17 protein-coding genes are annotated in these 16,943 nt (G+C 51.3%); 6 read left to right on the top strand and 11 right to left on the bottom strand.

Features of this window, described 5'->3' with window-relative positions:
- Window positions 1-9: 9 nt before the first annotated feature.
- From pseH to pseB, 10 genes are all read right to left on the bottom strand, one after another.
- Complete coding sequence (gene pseH / locus BLW37_RS07345) at window positions 10-597, bottom strand: UDP-4-amino-4,6-dideoxy-N-acetyl-beta-L-altrosamine N-acetyltransferase (protein ID WP_091341466.1); 588 nt, start codon at window positions 595-597, stop codon at window positions 10-12.
- Entirely contained in the window at window positions 594-1,268 is a 675-nt protein-coding gene (locus BLW37_RS07340) for a PIG-L deacetylase family protein (protein ID WP_091341465.1), read from the bottom strand. Before BLW37_RS07340 ends, pseH begins: the two co-directional genes overlap by 4 nt.
- Window positions 1,265-1,972: a formyl transferase gene (locus tag BLW37_RS07335; RefSeq protein ID WP_091341464.1), complete on the bottom strand. Its 708-nt coding sequence runs from the start codon at window positions 1,970-1,972 to the stop codon at window positions 1,265-1,267. The genes BLW37_RS07340 and BLW37_RS07335 overlap by 4 nt, the downstream gene beginning before the upstream one ends.
- A gap of 3 nt (window positions 1,973-1,975) precedes the next feature.
- Window positions 1,976-3,055 carry a pseudaminic acid synthase gene (gene pseI / locus BLW37_RS07330; RefSeq protein WP_091341462.1) on the bottom strand — a complete coding sequence of 360 codons (1,080 nt, stop codon included), beginning with the start codon at window positions 3,053-3,055 and terminating at the stop codon, window positions 1,976-1,978.
- A gap of 126 nt (window positions 3,056-3,181) precedes the next feature.
- Window positions 3,182-3,682, bottom strand: a complete 501-nt coding sequence (locus BLW37_RS07325) for an STAS domain-containing protein (RefSeq protein WP_245785648.1) — start codon at window positions 3,680-3,682, stop codon at window positions 3,182-3,184.
- Window positions 3,672-5,009 carry a PP2C family protein-serine/threonine phosphatase gene (locus BLW37_RS07320; protein WP_342744203.1) on the bottom strand — a complete coding sequence of 446 codons (1,338 nt, stop codon included), beginning with the start codon at window positions 5,007-5,009 and terminating at the stop codon, window positions 3,672-3,674. The genes BLW37_RS07325 and BLW37_RS07320 overlap by 11 nt, the downstream gene beginning before the upstream one ends.
- Before the next feature lie 92 nt (window positions 5,010-5,101).
- Window positions 5,102-6,160, bottom strand: coding sequence for a UDP-2,4-diacetamido-2,4,6-trideoxy-beta-L-altropyranose hydrolase (gene pseG / locus BLW37_RS07315; protein WP_091341459.1), 1,059 nt, complete (start codon window positions 6,158-6,160; stop codon window positions 5,102-5,104).
- Window positions 6,135-6,857 (bottom strand): pseudaminic acid cytidylyltransferase, encoded by a 723-nt coding sequence (gene pseF / locus BLW37_RS07310; RefSeq protein ID WP_091341457.1) that lies wholly within the window; start codon window positions 6,855-6,857, stop codon window positions 6,135-6,137. The genes pseG and pseF overlap by 26 nt, the downstream gene beginning before the upstream one ends.
- Window positions 6,854-7,999, bottom strand: coding sequence for a UDP-4-amino-4,6-dideoxy-N-acetyl-beta-L-altrosamine transaminase (pseC, locus tag BLW37_RS07305; RefSeq protein WP_091341455.1), 1,146 nt, complete (start codon window positions 7,997-7,999; stop codon window positions 6,854-6,856). Before pseC ends, pseF begins: the two co-directional genes overlap by 4 nt.
- On the bottom strand, window positions 7,996-8,997 hold the full coding sequence (pseB, locus tag BLW37_RS07300; RefSeq protein ID WP_091341454.1) for a UDP-N-acetylglucosamine 4,6-dehydratase (inverting): 1,002 nt from the start codon (window positions 8,995-8,997) through the stop codon (window positions 7,996-7,998). Before pseB ends, pseC begins: the two co-directional genes overlap by 4 nt.
- Window positions 8,998-9,183: 186 nt before the next feature.
- Here pseB and BLW37_RS07295 point away from each other — a divergent pair, with 186 nt between their 5' ends.
- From BLW37_RS07295 to BLW37_RS07280, 4 genes are all read left to right on the top strand, one after another.
- Window positions 9,184-9,975, top strand: a complete 792-nt coding sequence (locus tag BLW37_RS07295) for a flagellin (protein ID WP_091341452.1) — start codon at window positions 9,184-9,186, stop codon at window positions 9,973-9,975.
- A 135-nt stretch (window positions 9,976-10,110) separates the two neighbouring features.
- Entirely contained in the window at window positions 10,111-11,553 is a 1,443-nt protein-coding gene (locus BLW37_RS07290) for a sigma-54 interaction domain-containing protein (RefSeq protein WP_091341450.1), read from the top strand.
- Between the two features lie 140 nt (window positions 11,554-11,693).
- Complete coding sequence (locus BLW37_RS07285; RefSeq protein WP_091341448.1) at window positions 11,694-12,791, top strand: sensor histidine kinase; 1,098 nt, start codon at window positions 11,694-11,696, stop codon at window positions 12,789-12,791.
- Window positions 12,778-14,115 carry a sigma-54-dependent transcriptional regulator gene (locus BLW37_RS07280; protein WP_091341447.1) on the top strand — a complete coding sequence of 446 codons (1,338 nt, stop codon included), beginning with the start codon at window positions 12,778-12,780 and terminating at the stop codon, window positions 14,113-14,115. The genes BLW37_RS07285 and BLW37_RS07280 overlap by 14 nt, the downstream gene beginning before the upstream one ends.
- 30 nt (window positions 14,116-14,145) lie before the next feature.
- Here BLW37_RS07280 and BLW37_RS07275 read toward each other — a convergent pair whose 3' ends face one another.
- Window positions 14,146-15,390: a dicarboxylate/amino acid:cation symporter gene (locus BLW37_RS07275; RefSeq protein ID WP_091341445.1), complete on the bottom strand. Its 1,245-nt coding sequence runs from the start codon at window positions 15,388-15,390 to the stop codon at window positions 14,146-14,148.
- Between the two features lie 372 nt (window positions 15,391-15,762).
- Here BLW37_RS07275 and BLW37_RS07270 point away from each other — a divergent pair, with 372 nt between their 5' ends.
- Both BLW37_RS07270 and BLW37_RS07265 read left to right on the top strand, forming a co-directional pair.
- Window positions 15,763-16,593, top strand: a complete 831-nt coding sequence (locus BLW37_RS07270) for a beta-barrel domain-containing protein (RefSeq protein ID WP_091341443.1) — start codon at window positions 15,763-15,765, stop codon at window positions 16,591-16,593.
- Between the two features lie 37 nt (window positions 16,594-16,630).
- Window positions 16,631-16,867 carry a hypothetical protein gene (locus BLW37_RS07265; RefSeq protein WP_091341442.1) on the top strand — a complete coding sequence of 79 codons (237 nt, stop codon included), beginning with the start codon at window positions 16,631-16,633 and terminating at the stop codon, window positions 16,865-16,867.
- Window positions 16,868-16,943 lie beyond the last annotated feature (76 nt).

Raw genomic sequence — 16,943 nt, 5'->3', positions numbered from 1 at the left:
GAAATCCTATCAATTGAAAAATTCTATAAAGGTAGCTGCGTTGGCAATTTGCTTTGGTAGTTTAGCCAGTATCGTGGCTCGGTTCGATTGCCAGTCAGCCGTTGCATAGCAAAAGTGATGAACCTGGTAATGCACGCCATTGCGTTTAGAGGCTGCCGGTGTGATGGCAGTTTCCTGATAACCGAACAGCTGATGCAGTTTAAGCACACTGTGATTAAACGACAGAACTTCCGCATGCAAGGTGTTGCAATGACTTTGGAGCGCGGCGTAATCAAGTGCTGCAATCTCCAGCAGCAAGCCACTGCCAGGCCATACATCGGTTTCGCCAAGGTAACAGCCCCATTCCAGCCCTGTGTCAGAGTGGGGTTGAAAATACAGAGCACCAATGGGACGCTCGTTTTGCCACATCACAAAGAAAACCGTACCGGTCGTGTTTAACTGCTTGAACCAGGCTTGATGTTGCTCCCAGCTTATCAGCTGGTCATGGTGCATATTGGCGCGGATGGTCGCTTTATTACGCCACTGCCAAACAAGTTTCAGCTCGTCTTCGCTCAGCAAACGAAAGGTACTGCGCGGGTAGTGTTTCACAGTACTCATGGTTTGGCCCTGAGTTCCCGCTCAATCATAAAGGCTTCAGCCAGTGGTAATCCAACACTGCTGCCTCGCAGCTGTTGGCGTGCCAGTATGGCTTGCATCGAGCGGGCATGTGGAAAGGGCCTTAGCTCTGTCGCGTAGCAGTGCAAGGCGGCTTCAACTTTGTCTTGTACACTGTGCGTATCGATAAAGAGTGTTGGTCGGAACACAGGCCCGCTTTGAGCCGCCCATTCGGTACTGCTAGGCACTTCAAAACAGTAGATGCGTCGTACGCTGTGACCAGGTTGTGGCCGGCAGGCGGTAAGAACGGCTTGATAGCTAATGCGGTGATCGATGTTCAGATCACCGCCAAAGTGGGTGTAAATGGTATCCGGTGCCAGCTGAGCGATCATTGGCTCTATCGCCTGGACAATCTGCAATAAGGGGACCGAGTCCATGGCATTGTCGGCAAAGCTTAAAAATTGCACTGAAGTGACGCCGAGAGCCTCGCCAGCCGCCCTGGCGGCCGCTTGCCGTGCTGATTGCTGTTGTTGGTGGGCTGGTCTTGATTGCTCACCATCGGCCAGAAACAGCACATGCACCTGATCACCAGACTGACTGTGCAATGCTATCGTGCCGGCACAGCCCAGTACTTCATCATCAGGGTGAGCGGCTACCACCAGGACAGTATTCATGCATTGGCTCCCGATTGCTCGTTGGTTTTTGAGGCGATAAAACGGACTTGAGCACTGAGCTCTCCATTCGCATTCAAGCTGGCGCTTGATAACTCCATCGTCCAGTTGCCATGGCGGACAAAGGCTCTGGGGTAGGTATCTGCATCCAGCATGCGGATAAAATCATACAACTGGTTGGCATCTGCTGTTTGGGGGAGTTCGCTTTGCAAAGGACTGCGTCGTTCAAATACCACAACCTCGCCTTGTTGAGGCTTAGGTTGCAGTTGCTTTGTGACAATCTGCTCTATCAATTGATAAACTAAAGGTGCAGCGCGCTGAAAAATTTGTTGCGCTGAACCTTCCAGTGATAAAGCGGTTTTGGCGTAGATTGGGCCAGCATCCAGTTCACTGGTCATTTGCAGAGCCGTTAACTTGGTATCGCAAAGACCGCGCAGGATCAGGTTTTGCAATGGGCTGCCACCGCGGCCAAAGGGCAAATCGGTCATATGAAAACAGACACAAGGCACGCTTTGAAGCATTGAATCTGGTACTTTCCAGCTCCAGTGCGGGAAAAAAATCATCGCTGGTTGCAGCTTTTCCAGCAGAGCTTCCGTTAGCTCATCCCGTGAGGATATCAGATGCCAGTTGCCGGGTAGCTGAGGGCTAAATCGGTGAAAGGCTTCGATATTCCAGGGCTTGATGGTTGCAACCAGGTAGTTTGACACAGCTTACCTCTTGCTGCCAGCGTCGACATTGCCGCTTAGGTGTTGCCAGCTCAGGGCGGTGCCTTTTTTCAGCTCGCAGGCCGCCGTCTTACCAAGAAACTGTGGCAGGTACTTGGGTGCCAGCCCCAAGCCCGGGCGCACGGAGCGCAGATTTTGCTCCGTAAAGAGCTCGCCTGCACGGATATCTTCGGCTATGTACAAAGAGCGGCGATAACGGCGCGAGGCCAGCTCTTTTTCCGTGGCGCCGTAATAGACCTGGCCCAGGGCATCTTTGGCCCGGTGACATTCATCCACCAACTGGCGAAACTCCACTGGCTCAAGTGAAAACTCAGCATCGACACCACCTTCACTGCGGTCCAGTACAAAATGCTTTTCAATGACACTGGCTCCAAGGGCAACACTGGCCACGGATACGCCAACGCCCATGGTGTGATCGGATAGCCCAACCTGACACTGAAACAGCTCTGCCAGGTGAGGGATGGTATTCAGATTGGCATCCAGCGGACGGGCCGGGTAGTTGCTGGTGCATTTGAGCAAAATAAGGTCTTTACAACCATTGTTGCGCAGCACTTCGACCGACTCAGCCAGCTCGGCCAAACTCGCCATACCGGTGGATACTATTACAGGCTTACCGGTACGGGCCACAGCCGCTAGCAACGCATGATCACTGTTTTCAAAGGAAGCAACTTTGTAACAGGGGGCCTGCAGCTGCTCCAGAAAAACCAGAGCGCTCAGATCAAAAGGGGTACTAAATGCGAGCATACCATGCGACTGAGCTCGCTCGAAAATGGCAGCAGTCCACTCCCAAGGGGTCATGGCTTTCTGATACAGCTGATGCAGTGAATAACCATGCCAGAGATTGGCAGGATCATCGATGTAAAACTCACCATCACTAACATCAAGCGTCATGGTATCTGCTGTGTAGGTTTGCAACTTGATAGCATCGGCACCGGCAGCAGCTGCGGCATCGACCATCGCCAGGGCTTTATCAAGGGATTGATCATGATTACCAGACAGTTCGGCGATGATAAAAGGAGGCTGAGTAGGGCCAATGGCCCGCTGGCCAATGAAAATATCGGACATAAAAAACCTCACTGAGACTGCGGACTGGCCGTTAAAGTCATTGTATCTGCTATCTTTTTATTTGTCATGCCACTGCTGGCTAGACAATGGCTTACAGTTGTTTTATCGGCCAATTGACAACTGACTTTAATCATCCTGTAACTGCTTGCGTAGTAAATCCACCACGGGTTTAAACTCCTGTCGGTTCGTATCGCTCAAATCCAGCAATGCTTCGTGGGCTCTGAGTATCATTTCACCTTTGTCTTGATCACTGGGTTGCCCAGTTTGAACCGGGGTTAGATCGATAGCCTGATTGGTCGGGTGTTCGATAAAATCAAATACGCGCTCGAGACAAAGGCCCTTTAATAACTGGTTAATCTCAGCGTTGGTAGAAAATAGCACCGGTTTTGGTAATTGATGTTGCTGGCAATGTCTGGCCAGACTGGCCAATAGCCCAATGTGGGTGCTGTCGATAAAGCTGGCTTCATTTAAATCGACGACCACCTGAGCACAAGCTGGCTGCTCCTGCTCGAATAACTGCTCAATCAGATCGTCCATGCCGATGGCATTGGTGTAACGAAGCTCACCGGTTAGCTTGAAATAACAGTGATCCTGCAAGCAGGCAAACAGAATCTGCTCATCGCTCATTGACATCTCCTGGACAATGGATTCTAAGGACGGTTAAATCATCCGGCAAGGATTGACTGACATCAACCTTAAAATCAGTAAAGAGTTGTGCCAGCTCAGTCACACCATGTTGTTGCAACAACGCCAGCTTTTGTTCGGTGGTTTCGCCTGGCAGTAAATCCAGCAAGCCGTCCGAGCAAAGCTGCATAGCAGTTCCTGGTGTAAAATCGATATGATTGTCTTGATAGTTGACGGCTTCAAACATGCCAGCAGGGGTACTTTTAAGCTCCAGCCATTGAGCCGCCTGACCTTCGGGTTGAAGTAAAGGCCAAGGGAAAGCGCCAGCATTGGCAAAGGCCAGCTGATGATTGCGTCGGTCTAGGACACCGTAGAACAGTGCGATGTACTTGCCAATGCCTTCTTTTAATAACTCGTTATTCAGCTCGGTAAGCAAGGCGGCGGGTTCTAGAATGAGCCTGGATTGCTGCTGCTTAAAGCGCTCAAGTTGTGAGCTGACAAAGCGTTTTAAATAAACCGTCACAAAGGCTGAAGCCACGCCATGGCCGGATACATCAGCAATATAAAAACCGCAGTGATCATCATCAATAACAAAGTAATCGACAAAGTCACCGCTCATGTATTCGGATGGGTAAAGCAGGTGCTCAAACTGGAAAGACTGCCAGCCCCACTGCCTAGGGGGTAACAGCTTAAACTGGACCTGTTTGCCAGCTTTTTCACCTGCCTGAAGTTCGGCCAGTGATTGCTTTAATCTGGCATTGGCAGCCTCTAGCTGCTGAGTGCGAGCAGCAACTTTCGCTTCCAGCGTTTGATTCAGTTGTTCCAGCTGACTGATTGCGAGGTATGATCGCAGTGCAGAGGTAATGGTTGTGGTGAGTCGCTGCATCGTCAGTTCAGTTTTTGAACGATAATCGTTAATGTCATATTCCTGAACTACTTTTTGTTCAGGTGCCTGCCCTGGCTGGCCTGTTCGCAGTATGATGCGTACCAGCTGATTGCGCAGTTCATCACGGATATAACGTGCCAATTTCAGGCCGGCATCATCGGTTTCCATCACCACATCAAGCAGAATGAGCGCAATGTCATTGTGTTGCTGCAAGATTGACCTGGCTTCTGCCGCACTGTGTGCGCTGATAAAAGAGAGTTTTCGTTGCTGAAAGCTATAATCGCGCAGAGCCATGGTAGTGACGTGGTGCATTTCAGGCTCATCGTCCACAATCAGAATGGACCAACTGCCTTGTTGCTCCGTTTCAACCTCATTATCGGCAAGAAAATCCATCGGTGCTTCTTCGGGTTCCGAGGCTGTCATAGCCTGAGGAAGTTGCTCCATCTTCAAACCTCTTTTCGGTTAAGAGACAAGTAGCGCTTTGACATTAACTATAGTGTTGTTTGCCCTAATTAGACCAGCCCACTAGTTAATTGTTACGATAACAGATGCTTTATCACAGCGCGAGGTCCTCCTGAGAGAGAAACCAAACTGGCTGCCTGTTGCCCCATTAACTTTAACTGTTCCGGTTGTTGCAACCAAGAATGCAGGGCATCGCGAAAGCCTGCTGTTGTTTGTTGATCCGCGGAACCAAGGCAGTGACAAGCTCCCAAGGTATGCAAATACTCAGTTGTGGCGACTTGGTTATCAGCTACGGTAACCACCAAAGCGGGGAGTGCACAGATGCAGCGCTCCCAATGGGTAGAGCCCCCAGCGCCAAGCATCAGCTGTGCCTGTCGCATTAATGAGGCCATGGTGGTGCACTGCACATGAAGTTGCAGCCTCGTAGAGCTATCACACAAGTGCTGCAGTTGCTCGCGCTCGGGATGCGACTGACCTATCACAATATCGGCATGCAGCGGGGCCAGGCCAAGTTGAAGAATAGCATCCACCGCTTTTCTGGTAAGGCCGAAGGGATCACTGCCACCAAAAAAAACCAGTAAACGGCCCGGCTCTCGCTGCACTGCCTCACTTTGGTAAAACTCGTCCCTGAGCAGGGCATAGCGTGGCCCGAGCAAACGGGGTGTTTCAGGATCGAGCCATGGATCGTAACGTTGTTGGTAATTGGGCAGTAGGTTTTGATCCAGCAATAAGTCACAGTCGTGCTGGCGATTGGCTAAATCATCAATCACCAGGATGCGCTGGCAGCGGGTTCGCATGGCATGGCAAAAATCAGCCGCCAGGCCATAGTGATCGACGATGAGCCAGTCAACCGGAGCATGCAGGTGCTGTAAACAGTCGATGGCATCTTCTGCTTCGGTGCAGCCGAGCCACTCTTGGTAGCCGCTAAGCTGGTTGGATGCCCCGTGAAGTGGCAGGGCTAAGAGCTGAAAACCTGCGTCTTCAACGAGTGAGATGCTATGTCCCGGGTGAGGGCGACAGAAAAAATGTATCTCAGCCCCTTGTTGTCTGAGTGCTTTGGCCAGTGTCAGACAACGCATCAGATGGCCGGACCCAATCCGGTTGGAGCTATCGGTGCGGATGCAAATCTTCATGGTCGGAGTCATTATGAAGCAATTGATACAACAGCTCGGCCCTTCGCCAGTCTGCTGGTGTGTCGATGTCTTGCACCCGGTGATCCGGCAGCAGATACATGCTGGCACTGTCGCTAAACATACGGTGCTCGCCACTTAACCAGCTGCTTGAGCGGCCCCAGTAAAACTGGCCGGCGTCATGAAAGGTTTCCGGCAGGTCTTGCGAGCGTTTACCAATACTCAGTGGATCAAATGGAGTGACCCCACCCTCAGCGGTTTGCAGTAAAGCCCGTTGTATCGGAAATGTGTAGCGGGCAGCACTGAACACAAAGTGACGAGCTGAGCTTTTAAGTATGGATAAACTATTGACCAGATCCTGCGGTTGCAGCAGCGGCGTCGTCGCGTACAGGCAACAAGTGTATTCAGGCAGCTCGCCGTGCGATTTTAACCACTGCAAGGCATGGCGAATAACCGGGGTTGTTCCAGTGTGATCGTCAGACAGTTCCTTGGGTCGCATAAAGGGAACTTCGGCGCCAAAATGCCTGGCGAGCTCGGCAATGGCCTCATCATCGGTTGAGACAATGACGCGTTCAATGCAGCCGCTGGCAAGGGCCGCCTTGATGGGGTAACTCAGCATGGGAGCACCGCAAAAATCACGACGATTTTTGCCTGGAATACGTTTGCTGCCGCCACGGGCCGGGATTATGGCCACTGTCATAATAATGCCTTCAGCTGTTCACAGATAAAGTCCTGTTGTTGCTCCGTTAGCTCTGGGTATAGCGGCAGGCTGATAATACGCTCGTAGAAATCTTCAGCGACGGGAAAATCTCCCCAATCAAAACCAAGCTGCTGATAATACGGCTGGGTGTGGATAGGGATGTAATGCACATTGACGCCAATACCAGCCTGACGTAAGCCCGCAAACACTGCTTTGCGTTTGTTTTTATCATGCAGACGAATAATAAACAAATGATAGCTACACAAGGTACTGTCCGGCTGGGGTGGGCAGTCCAGAGGTAAGCCTGATAATACCTGTTGATAGCGCTGGGCCAGAAGTTGACGGCGGCTGATGATCTCACGTAGCCGGTTACTTTGGCTTAGCCCCAGAGCCGCTTGCAAGTCGGTCATACGGTAGTTGTAGCCCAGTTGCAGTTGCTGATAGTACCAGGGGCCATGGGACGGCTCTGTCATCTGGCTTTCTTCGCGCGTGATGCCATGGCTGCGAAGCAGTTGCATCTGCTGAGCAAGCTCTGGTTGATTGGTCAGCGCCATCCCCCCTTCGGCGGTGGTAATAATTTTTACTGGATGAAAGCTAAATACCGTTATATCACTGTACTGGCATGAACCAACTGCCTGACCAAGATACTGGCCGCCAACGGCATGGGAGGCATCTTCAATAATCCGAAAATCAAACTCAGCAGCCAGGTGTCGCAGTTGCTGCATATCACAGCTTAAACCCGCCAGATGGACGGCAATCACCACCGTCGGCAGGCTTTCTTTGGCCCTGGCTTGCTCCAGTTTCGTGCGCAGAGCCTGAATGCATAGATTGCCGGTTTCCGCTTCGACATCAACAAAATCAAGCTGAGCACCGCAATAGCGGGCGCAATTGGCCGAGGCAACAAAACTGATGGGCGAAGTCCAGACCCGGCTGGCAGAATTTACACCCAAAGCCAGGCAAGCCAGATGCAGTGCTGAGGTGGCGCTGTTCATGGCAATGGCGTAGCTGGCACCGGTAAGCGTACACAGCTGTTGCTCAAAGGCTGGCACTGCTGGCCCCTGAGTTAAAAAGTCGCTTTGCAACACTTGCAAAACGGCATCAATATCGGCCTGGTTGATGTGCTGTCGACCATAGGGGATCATTGCATGGCATCCAGGTTAAACTGCAGGATCTCCTCAGCACTAAGAAAATGCGGGTTGGTATTGGACGCATATTCAAAACCAGGTTGTACCAGGTTACCTTTCTCATTCAGTGCATTGATATCAAAACTATTTTTACGGTTAAAGAACTTGATGGATGGAGCAATCACGAAGTGATCTGCAAACTCAAAAGTGTGATATGAGTTTTCTCCTGGACACATCACTTCATGCAGTTTCTCGCCGGGGCGAATTCCCACTTCTTTAATTGGGATCGTCGGTGCCATTGCCTTAGCTAAGTCCATAATGCGAATGGACGGGATTTTAGGAACGAAAATCTCCCCACCCAACATACGCTCAAAGTTCTTTAGTACAAAGTCGACCCCTTGTTGCAGGGTGATCCAGAAGCGGGTCATGTCCGTGTGGGTAACCGGCAAATGATCGTGGCCTTTATCTATCAGGTTTTGAAAAAACGGCACTACAGAGCCTCGCGAACCGACCACATTACCGTAACGCACCACGGAAAAACGGGGCCGGCTGCCACCGGCAATGTTGTTGCCTGCCACAAATAATTTATCCGATGCCAGTTTGGTAGCACCATACAGATTGACTGGGTTAGCGGCTTTATCGGTTGACAGAGCAATGACTTTTTCCACATTGGCATCAATGGCAGCATTGATTACATTCTCTGCGCCATTGATGTTGGTTTTAATGCACTCCATCGGGTTGTATTCGGCGGCTGGCACTTGCTTTAAAGCTGCAGCATGAATCACAAAATCGACGCCTCGCATGGCCCGGACCAGCCGGTCGGCATCGCGAACATCGCCAATAAAGTAACGCATGCAGTCCTGATGAAAGACTTGCTGCATCTCATACTGCTTCAGTTCATCCCGGGAATAGATGATGATTTTTTTTGGTTTGTATCTTGCCAGTAAGGTCTGGGTGTATTTGTGGCCGAATGAGCCGGTACCACCGGTAATAAGAATCGTTTTGCCATCAAACATGGTCTACACCTCTGTCATGCCGCTCTGTAACTGCTTGAACATAGCATAAATTGTGCCGACATCGAATGGTATTTGTATTTTCAGCTCTACTTGGGCTGCAAAATACAAGCTTGGGCGCTAAGAAACTCGCTTCTGACGCGGTTATTGGTTATAATTTAAACATATCATTTTGGTGAGGTGGTCCGGATGAAAGTCAGCAATAATAATTCCATTTTGAATCAGACAATTGCCCAGCAAGACAATTTGTTCAAAAAATTGGCGACTGCACGACGTATCAACAGTGCTGCTGATGATGCGGCTGGCCTGCAAATCGCCAATCAATTGACATCCAATATCAATGCCCGTGAACAGGCCACTCGTAATGTTTATGATGGCGTGTCTTTGGCCCGGGTCTACGATCAAGGCTTACAGGCCATCGAAGAGAATTTGCAGGATTTAAATACCCTGGCCATCCAGGCTGGCAATGGTATCTACGGTGCCAGTGAGCGCCAGGCTTTACAGCAGCAAGCCAATCAGTTGTTGGATAACATTCGCCAGACCATCGACAACACTGAGTTTGCTGGCAAAGGCCTGTTCAATCAAAGCGGTGATGTTACTTTTGGGACAGGTGATAGTAGCCTGAGTTTGGCAACGGATGATGTCAGTGCTTTACTGAGCAGCAGCGATTTGTTTGATTTTGATCTGACCAACCCGGCCCAACTAGGTACAGCATTGGGCAATGTGCAGCAGTCATTGCAGCAACTCGGTGGCTTGCGCGCTGATACCGGCGCTACCATCAATGCTTTTGAAGCCGCGGCCAGTGTGATAGATCGTCAGCGCATTGGCGAGTCGGAAGCTCGCAGCCGGATTGAAGACCTGGATTATGCCAAAGCCGTCAGTGATCAAGTGGCAGGCAATATTTTGCTGCAGTCCAGTATTAGTGTGGCTGCCCAGGGGCGGGTGCAGCAGGAACAGGCATTACGTATTCTTGGTGGTTAGTTTAAAACCATGCGGTGCTCTGCTAAAGCGCTGGAAATTTGACATTACGTCAATTTTCCAGCGGTTTTTGTTTGGCAAGCGGGTGGTGCTTCGCTACAATGAGGACATAATCAGAATAATCGATCCCCGGTGACTATGCGCTCAACCCCCAAGCTGTATCTTGTTGATAGCAACCTTTCGCGCCAGCAGCGCCTTAGTACCATTCTCGACTTTGTGCAGGAGCCTTATCAGATCATTGCCTCTGCTGAACTGAAAAGCTGTTTGCAGCAGTCCGAGCCGGCTGTCGTTTTGCTTGGTGAGGTGGCCGATGAGTCACAAACCCTGATCGAGCAGTTTCCGGCCACCGCTTTTTTATTACTTGACAGTGGCGGAGAACGCTTGCTGCAGTTTGGCAATGTAGTGGCACTTCTGACTGAACCGTTTCGCTACGACAGCCTGATGCAATCTCTTCGCGATTGTCAGGAGTATCACCGCTTACTGCCTGGGCAACAGCGAAAAGATCAGACTGCTCGCCTCGTGGATATGGTAGGTTCTGCCGAGCCAATGCAACAGGTTCGCTTTTTGATTCAACAAGTCGCACCGACTGAAGCGAATGTCATGATCCTTGGTGATTCTGGCACGGGTAAAGAAGTGGTGGCACGTAATATTCACTTATTATCTCGTCGGGCGGATGGCCCCTTTGTGCCGATAAACTGTGGTGCAATTCCTGGCGAGCTCCTAGAAAGTGAGCTGTTTGGTCATGAAAAAGGTGCCTTCACCGGCGCATTTTCTACCCGTAAAGGCCGTTTTGAACTGGCACAGGGCGGCACCTTGTTTCTGGATGAAATTGGCGACATGCCGTTGCCGATGCAGGTCAAATTACTGCGCGTCTTGCAAGAGCGCATTTATGAGCGGGTGGGGGGGAATCAGCCAATCAAAGCCGATGTGCGCATTATCGCCGCCACGCACCGTAATTTAGAGCAAATGATTGCCGATGGCCGCTTTCGTGAGGATTTGTTCTATCGACTCAATGTATTCCCGATTGAAACCCCGGCGCTCTCAGAGCGCACGGAAGATTTACCTCAGCTGTGTCAGGAACTCATTCAGCGCCAACATCAAGCGGGCCATGCCAGGGTGAAATTTACCGAGCGGGCGATGGAAAGCCTGAAGCTGCATGCCTGGCCTGGCAATGTGCGCGAACTGGCCAACCTGGTGGAGCGTATGGCCATTATGTATCCGAATCAAGTGGTGGATGTGGCCGATTTGCCGCTACGTTATCAGCACCTGGAAGTGGACAGCTATGTACCGGACTATCCAGAGTCGTTGCAAGAGCGTGATTTGCTCAATGAGCTGTTTCAAGCTGATGACGATGAGGCGGCTTTTAGTGAGCTATCTGACGATAGCTTTCAAGCCGATCCACAACTGCCGCACGCAGGGCTCGATTTGAAGGAGCATCTGGCAGAGCTGGAAATTCAGTTTATTACCCAGGCACTGGAACGACATGACTTTGTGGTGGCGCGTGCTGCCGATATGTTAGGCTTGCGCCGGACGACTCTGGTGGAGAAAATGCGCAAGTACAATCTGGCGAAAGACGACTAAAAATCAACCACTGTGTCAGAATCCTGACGCAGCACCTTTCAATTGTTTTTTCTATCCATTTGTTTTTAAATGAATAATTTTTGGCACACTCTCTGCATGGTTCCGCTTAGAGAACCTGATATGCTTCGTAGAGGTGTGACATGCATACCGCCAGAACTTTGTTTGAGTTGGAATCGACACCTGATGCTGTGACCGATTTCAGCCGCTACCTAAAACCAGCCTCAGCCACCAGCGATCGTATGCATCACTTGGTGACCATGCTGCCGGTGGGGGTGGTGGTGCTGGATGAGCGTGGTTATGTTGCTGATGCAAACCCGATGGCACTGGATATGCTGGGTGAGCCGTTACAAGGCCAGCGTTGGCTGGATGTCATTACCCGCTCGTTCCGGCCTCGCAGTGACGATGGCATGGAAGTTTCCCTCTACAATGGTCGTCGGGTGAAACTGGCTATCAGTGCTCTGAGCCCAGAGCCTGGGCAGTTAATCGTGCTGACCGATTTAACCGAAACCCGTCAGTTGCAAAGCCGGCTGGCGCATATGCAGCGTTTGTCCACCCTGGGTAAGATGATGGCGACGCTGGCGCATCAAATTCGGACACCGCTCTCGTCAGCCATGCTTTATGCAGAGAACCTGACCAATCAACGGCTGAACGACGATGCTAAGTCGGTGTTTCAACAAAAGCTGGTGGCCCGATTGCAGGATTTGGAGCAGCAGGTTAATGATATGCTGCTGTTTGCCCGCTCTGGCAATGAAGCCAGTGTCAGCTGCATATCGGTTGAGGTCTTATTGCAGGAAGTACAGGCTGGTATTGAAGCGCAGTTGGCAGCCCATAATGCATCACTGAACATTGATCTCAGCAAGCCACAGCTTCAGCTATGGGCCAATCAGAGCAGCCTGGCTGGCGCTATTCAGAATCTGTTGCACAACAGCCTGGAAATTATCGGCCAAGGGGCAGAGCTTAGCATTCGTTGCCAGCAGCAGGGTGGATGGCTGCTGCTCGATGTGTGTGATAATGGCCCTGGTGTACCGGAGCATTTGCAGCAGCAAATTTTTGAACCTTTCTTTACCACCCGCAGCCAGGGCACTGGTCTTGGTCTGGCGGTGGTGCAGGCGGTCGCGAATGCGCACAAGGGCCAGATCAGTTATCTGCCACAAAGCCGTGGAGCCGGTTTCCGTTTGCAGCTTCCTTTGCACCATACCGAATTCAACACCCAGGAGAATACCCATGACGCCCACTAAAATCATGGTGGTAGAAGATGATGCCGGCTTGCGTGAGGCGCTGGTGGATACTTTGAGCCTGGCAAGCTACCAAGTGATTGCTGCCGACAGCGCTGAACAAGCCCTGCTGCACTTAAAGCAGCAAAGCATTAAGCTGATTATCAGCGATGTGCAAATGGCTGGTATCACCGGGTTGGAGCTGCTGGCGACTGTGCGACAGCACTACCCTCATATTCCGATGCTGATTATGACCGCTTATGCCAATGTGAATGATGCAGTTCAGGCCATGCGTCAGGGCGCGGTGGATTATTTATCCAAGCCTTTTTCACCGGAAGTGTTGGTCAATATGGTTGGCCGTTATGTCCCGGCTGAGCAGCTGGCTGGCATTGAGCCTATTGTGGCTGCCGAGCAAAGCAAGCAGCTAGTGCGTTTAGCGGCCAAAGTGGCCAAATCCGATGCCAGTGTCATGGTGACCGGCCCGAGTGGTTCCGGTAAAGAGGTGTTGGCGCAGTATATTCACCAGCAATCTCCCCGTGCCGATGGCCCCTTTATTGCGATTAACTGCGCGGCTATTCCGGAGAATATGCTGGAATCCACCTTGTTCGGTTACGAAAAAGGCGCTTTTACCGGGGCGGTGCAGGCTTGTCCGGGTAAGTTCGAACAAGCTCAGCAGGGTACCATTTTGCTGGATGAAATCACCGAAATGGACTTAAATCTGCAAGCCAAGTTACTGCGGGTGTTGCAGGAGCGCGAAGTCGAGCGCCTTGGTAGCCGCAAAACCATCAAGCTGGATGTGCGGGTGCTGGCCACCAGCAATCGCGATTTAAAAGAAGCGGTGCAGCAGGGGCGTTTCCGGGAAGATTTGTACTATCGACTGAATGTGTTTCCACTGAATTGGCCGGCCCTTAGCGAGCGGCCAGAGGATATCCTGCCTCTGGCCGAGCACCTGATGGAGCGGCATTGCCAACGCGATGGTATTGCTATCCCACAACTTGAAGGGGGCGCCATTCAAAAGCTGCTGCAACACAGCTGGCCGGGCAATGTTCGCGAGCTCGATAATGTGATGCAGCGGGCACTGATTATTCACAGTGATGGGGCGATTACTGCTGAGGATATCTACATTGAAGAGTTAGCACCACCTGCTATAGGGGTTGCTGAAGCGGATGCCGATGTCAGCCAGTTTAAGCAGGAAATCCATGAGCAGGAGCATCGTTTGATCCTGGCAACGATGCGGGCCTGTGACAACAAGCGCAAAGATGTGGCTGAGCGCTTGGGGATCAGCGACCGCACGCTGCGCTACAAGCTGGCGCGGATGCGTGAAGCCGGTATACAGCTACCGGCTTGAGTGGAAGTTAGCAGTTAAAACCAGTCCACACTAACTTTGGCTGGCTGCAACAGCAGCCGGCGCTTCGTCCTCTTGCCCAATCAAACCTTCAGAGTGCGCTATCACCCGGGCCACCATGGTATCACCGGTCACGTTAGTGGCGGTGCGCATCATATCAATAATTCTGTCCACCGCGGCAATAAAGGCAATGCCTTCCAGTGGCAAACCCACCACACTTAAAGTCACTGTCAGCATAACCATGGCACTGCCTGGCACGCCTGCTGTGCCAAGAGACGCCAGGGTAGCCGTTATAGCAATCAGCAGGTAACTGGTCGCATCCAGTGGAATGCCATACAGATGAGCAATAAAAATCGCAGCAATGGCCGGGTAAATACCGCCGCAGCCATCCATGTTGATGGTGGCGCCAAGCGGCAGCACAAAGCTGGCGTAGTTCTTCGAAACTTTAAGATCCTCGGTCACCACTTTATGGGTCACCGGCAGGGTGCCAAAGCTGCTGGCACTGCTAAAAGCGACCAGCTGGGCGGGCAAGATGGCCTTGAAAAACGCCAGTGGCGACATGCCGCCAAAAAAACGCACCATGCCACCATAGGTAAAAATAATATGGATAAAGCAGGCGATGTAGATGGCCAGAATAAACTTGCCCAGGGGCAATAAAGTTTCCAGGCCAAAGCTACCAACGACCCAGGCCATCAGGCCCAGCACGCCAATCGGCGTCAGTTGCAGCACCATACGGGTGATCTGATACATGATCTCGGCACCGGCCTCCATCACTTTGCGCATCGGTTCTGCTTTTTCACCCACCACATTGATGGCAATACCCACCAGCACCGCAAACACAATAATCTGCAGCACATTGCCACTGGCCAGCGCCGCTACCGGGTTGGTTGGGATCAGGTTGGTCAGCACGGTCGCCACCGGCGGGATATCGCGTTCACGTACTTCGGTAGTGGTCAGCTCAGTGATGGTACTGAAGTCCATCAAACTGCCCACGGTTAAACCAATCAGACTGGCTATCATGGCAGTAAGCAGAAACAGGCCTACCGTTTTTAGCGCCAGTCGTTTCATTTTTAAGGTATCACCCAAGGAGGTGATGCTGGTAATCAGGGCAAAAAATACCAGCGGCACCACTAGCATGCGGATGGCATTGATAAACAGCGTGCCCAGCGGCTGCAGTACAGTGGCTTTTTCACCAAAGACCACACCCAGGCCAATGCCCAGCAACATAGCGCCCAGCACACGCTGCCAGAACGGAATACGAAACCAAAAAGCAAGCATTAGGGAGTTGCTCCAAAAAAGAAGGCTGTAAGGCGGTCAGTCTAATGGTAGGGCAGAGGCCTGTCCAGAATCCTTGGTTATATGGCAGAACACGATTGAAGTTGAACGTTCTTTGTTTCAGCAGCGAAGTATCAGCTTGCGCTAAGGTTGTTACATAAAATTTTTTAAATCATTCACAGCTGGAGTGGTTGTTTTTTCAAGGCTAAGCAACTGTTTCCTTGCTAAAAAATTGGATGTTGTAAATTTTGTGGTGGTTTAATTCTAAAAAGTTATACAACAAAGCATTGAATGTTGCATGCCCCGTCAATAGAATCCGCGCCGTTCACAGATGTTTGCAGTTGTTAACGGACCAATAGTAGTACAGAGGTTATTGTGTCAGAGCAGAGATTATTCCGCGTTAATGCGGTAAAGCAGCAGGCCGCCAAGCTGGATGGCGATGTCATTATTGCCCAGCCGCTTAGCAGCAGCGTACTCACCATCGCGTTGTTGTTGCTGGTATCCATCCTGATTACGTTTCTGGCGCTGTCGTCTTTTCACCGCAAAGAAACCGTCGCCGGTTATTTAAAGCCGGATTTGGGGTTGGCTAAGATCAGCAGCCCGCGCCCGGGCATTGTCAGCCAACTGTTTGTTGAAGGTGGCCAGCAGGTCGATGCTGGTGCGCCGCTGGATACCGACCGCTCACAGTTAGAACAACAAAAAGTGGAGCTGGATGCGCGTGGTCAGCTATTAATTACCGCACCGATTTCTGGCCGGATCACCAATCTGGTGGCCGATATCGGCGCCAGCTTAACCAGTCAATTGCCGTTTTTAACCATATTGCCGGAAAATGCCGAGCTTAGAGCGGTATTGCTGGTGCCCACCCGGGCCTATGGCTTTGTGCAGCCAGGCCAGGATACCCGCATTCGGTTTGATGCCTTTCCGTACCAGCGTTTTGGTTTGTACGACGGGGAAGTGATTCGCACAGCGCAGGCCATCGTGCTTCCGGGGGAAGTCGATATGCCTGTCGCCGTGCAGGAGCCAGTCTACCGGGTCGAGGTAGCGCTGGCAGCGCAAGAGATCCGCGCTTACGGCAACAGCGTCCCGCTGCAATCGGGCATGCTGCTAAGCGCAGATATCGTGCTGGAACAACGCAGCCGCTCTTTTCAACAGACAAGAAGCAGCTGGTTGTTTGAGCCGATTTTAAGCCTGAAAGGGCAATTGTAACGCTCAATCAAGAGCAAATTGACAACAAGAAAAGGGAATGAATCAAGATGGTGGCGGTTCATCTGGAGGCTTCTGGTCGAGCATTGGCCAAGGTGTTGGTAGTGCATTCAGCAGCATTGGTAGGGGGATCGAAAATATAGCTGGTGCATTTAAAGATGCAACTGGCGCCGTTAAAGTCTTGACTGACACAAACAATATACAGCGTATGTGCGAAAGTGGTGCGGTTGAAACTGTTAAAACAGATGCTATGGAAGTAACGTGTAAGACTGATTAATACAAGTATAGAGTCTGTAACGGCATAATGGGCATACAAGTCTCATTATGCCTTTTAAAATGGTTGTTATGTTTAG

It is taken from the genome of Alkalimonas amylolytica, from assembly GCF_900107845.1.
Lineage (GTDB): Bacteria > Pseudomonadota > Gammaproteobacteria > Enterobacterales > Alteromonadaceae > Alkalimonas > Alkalimonas amylolytica.
The sequence above is the reverse complement of the archived record's forward strand: the minus strand, read 5'-3'. Positions and strand labels throughout refer to the sequence as shown.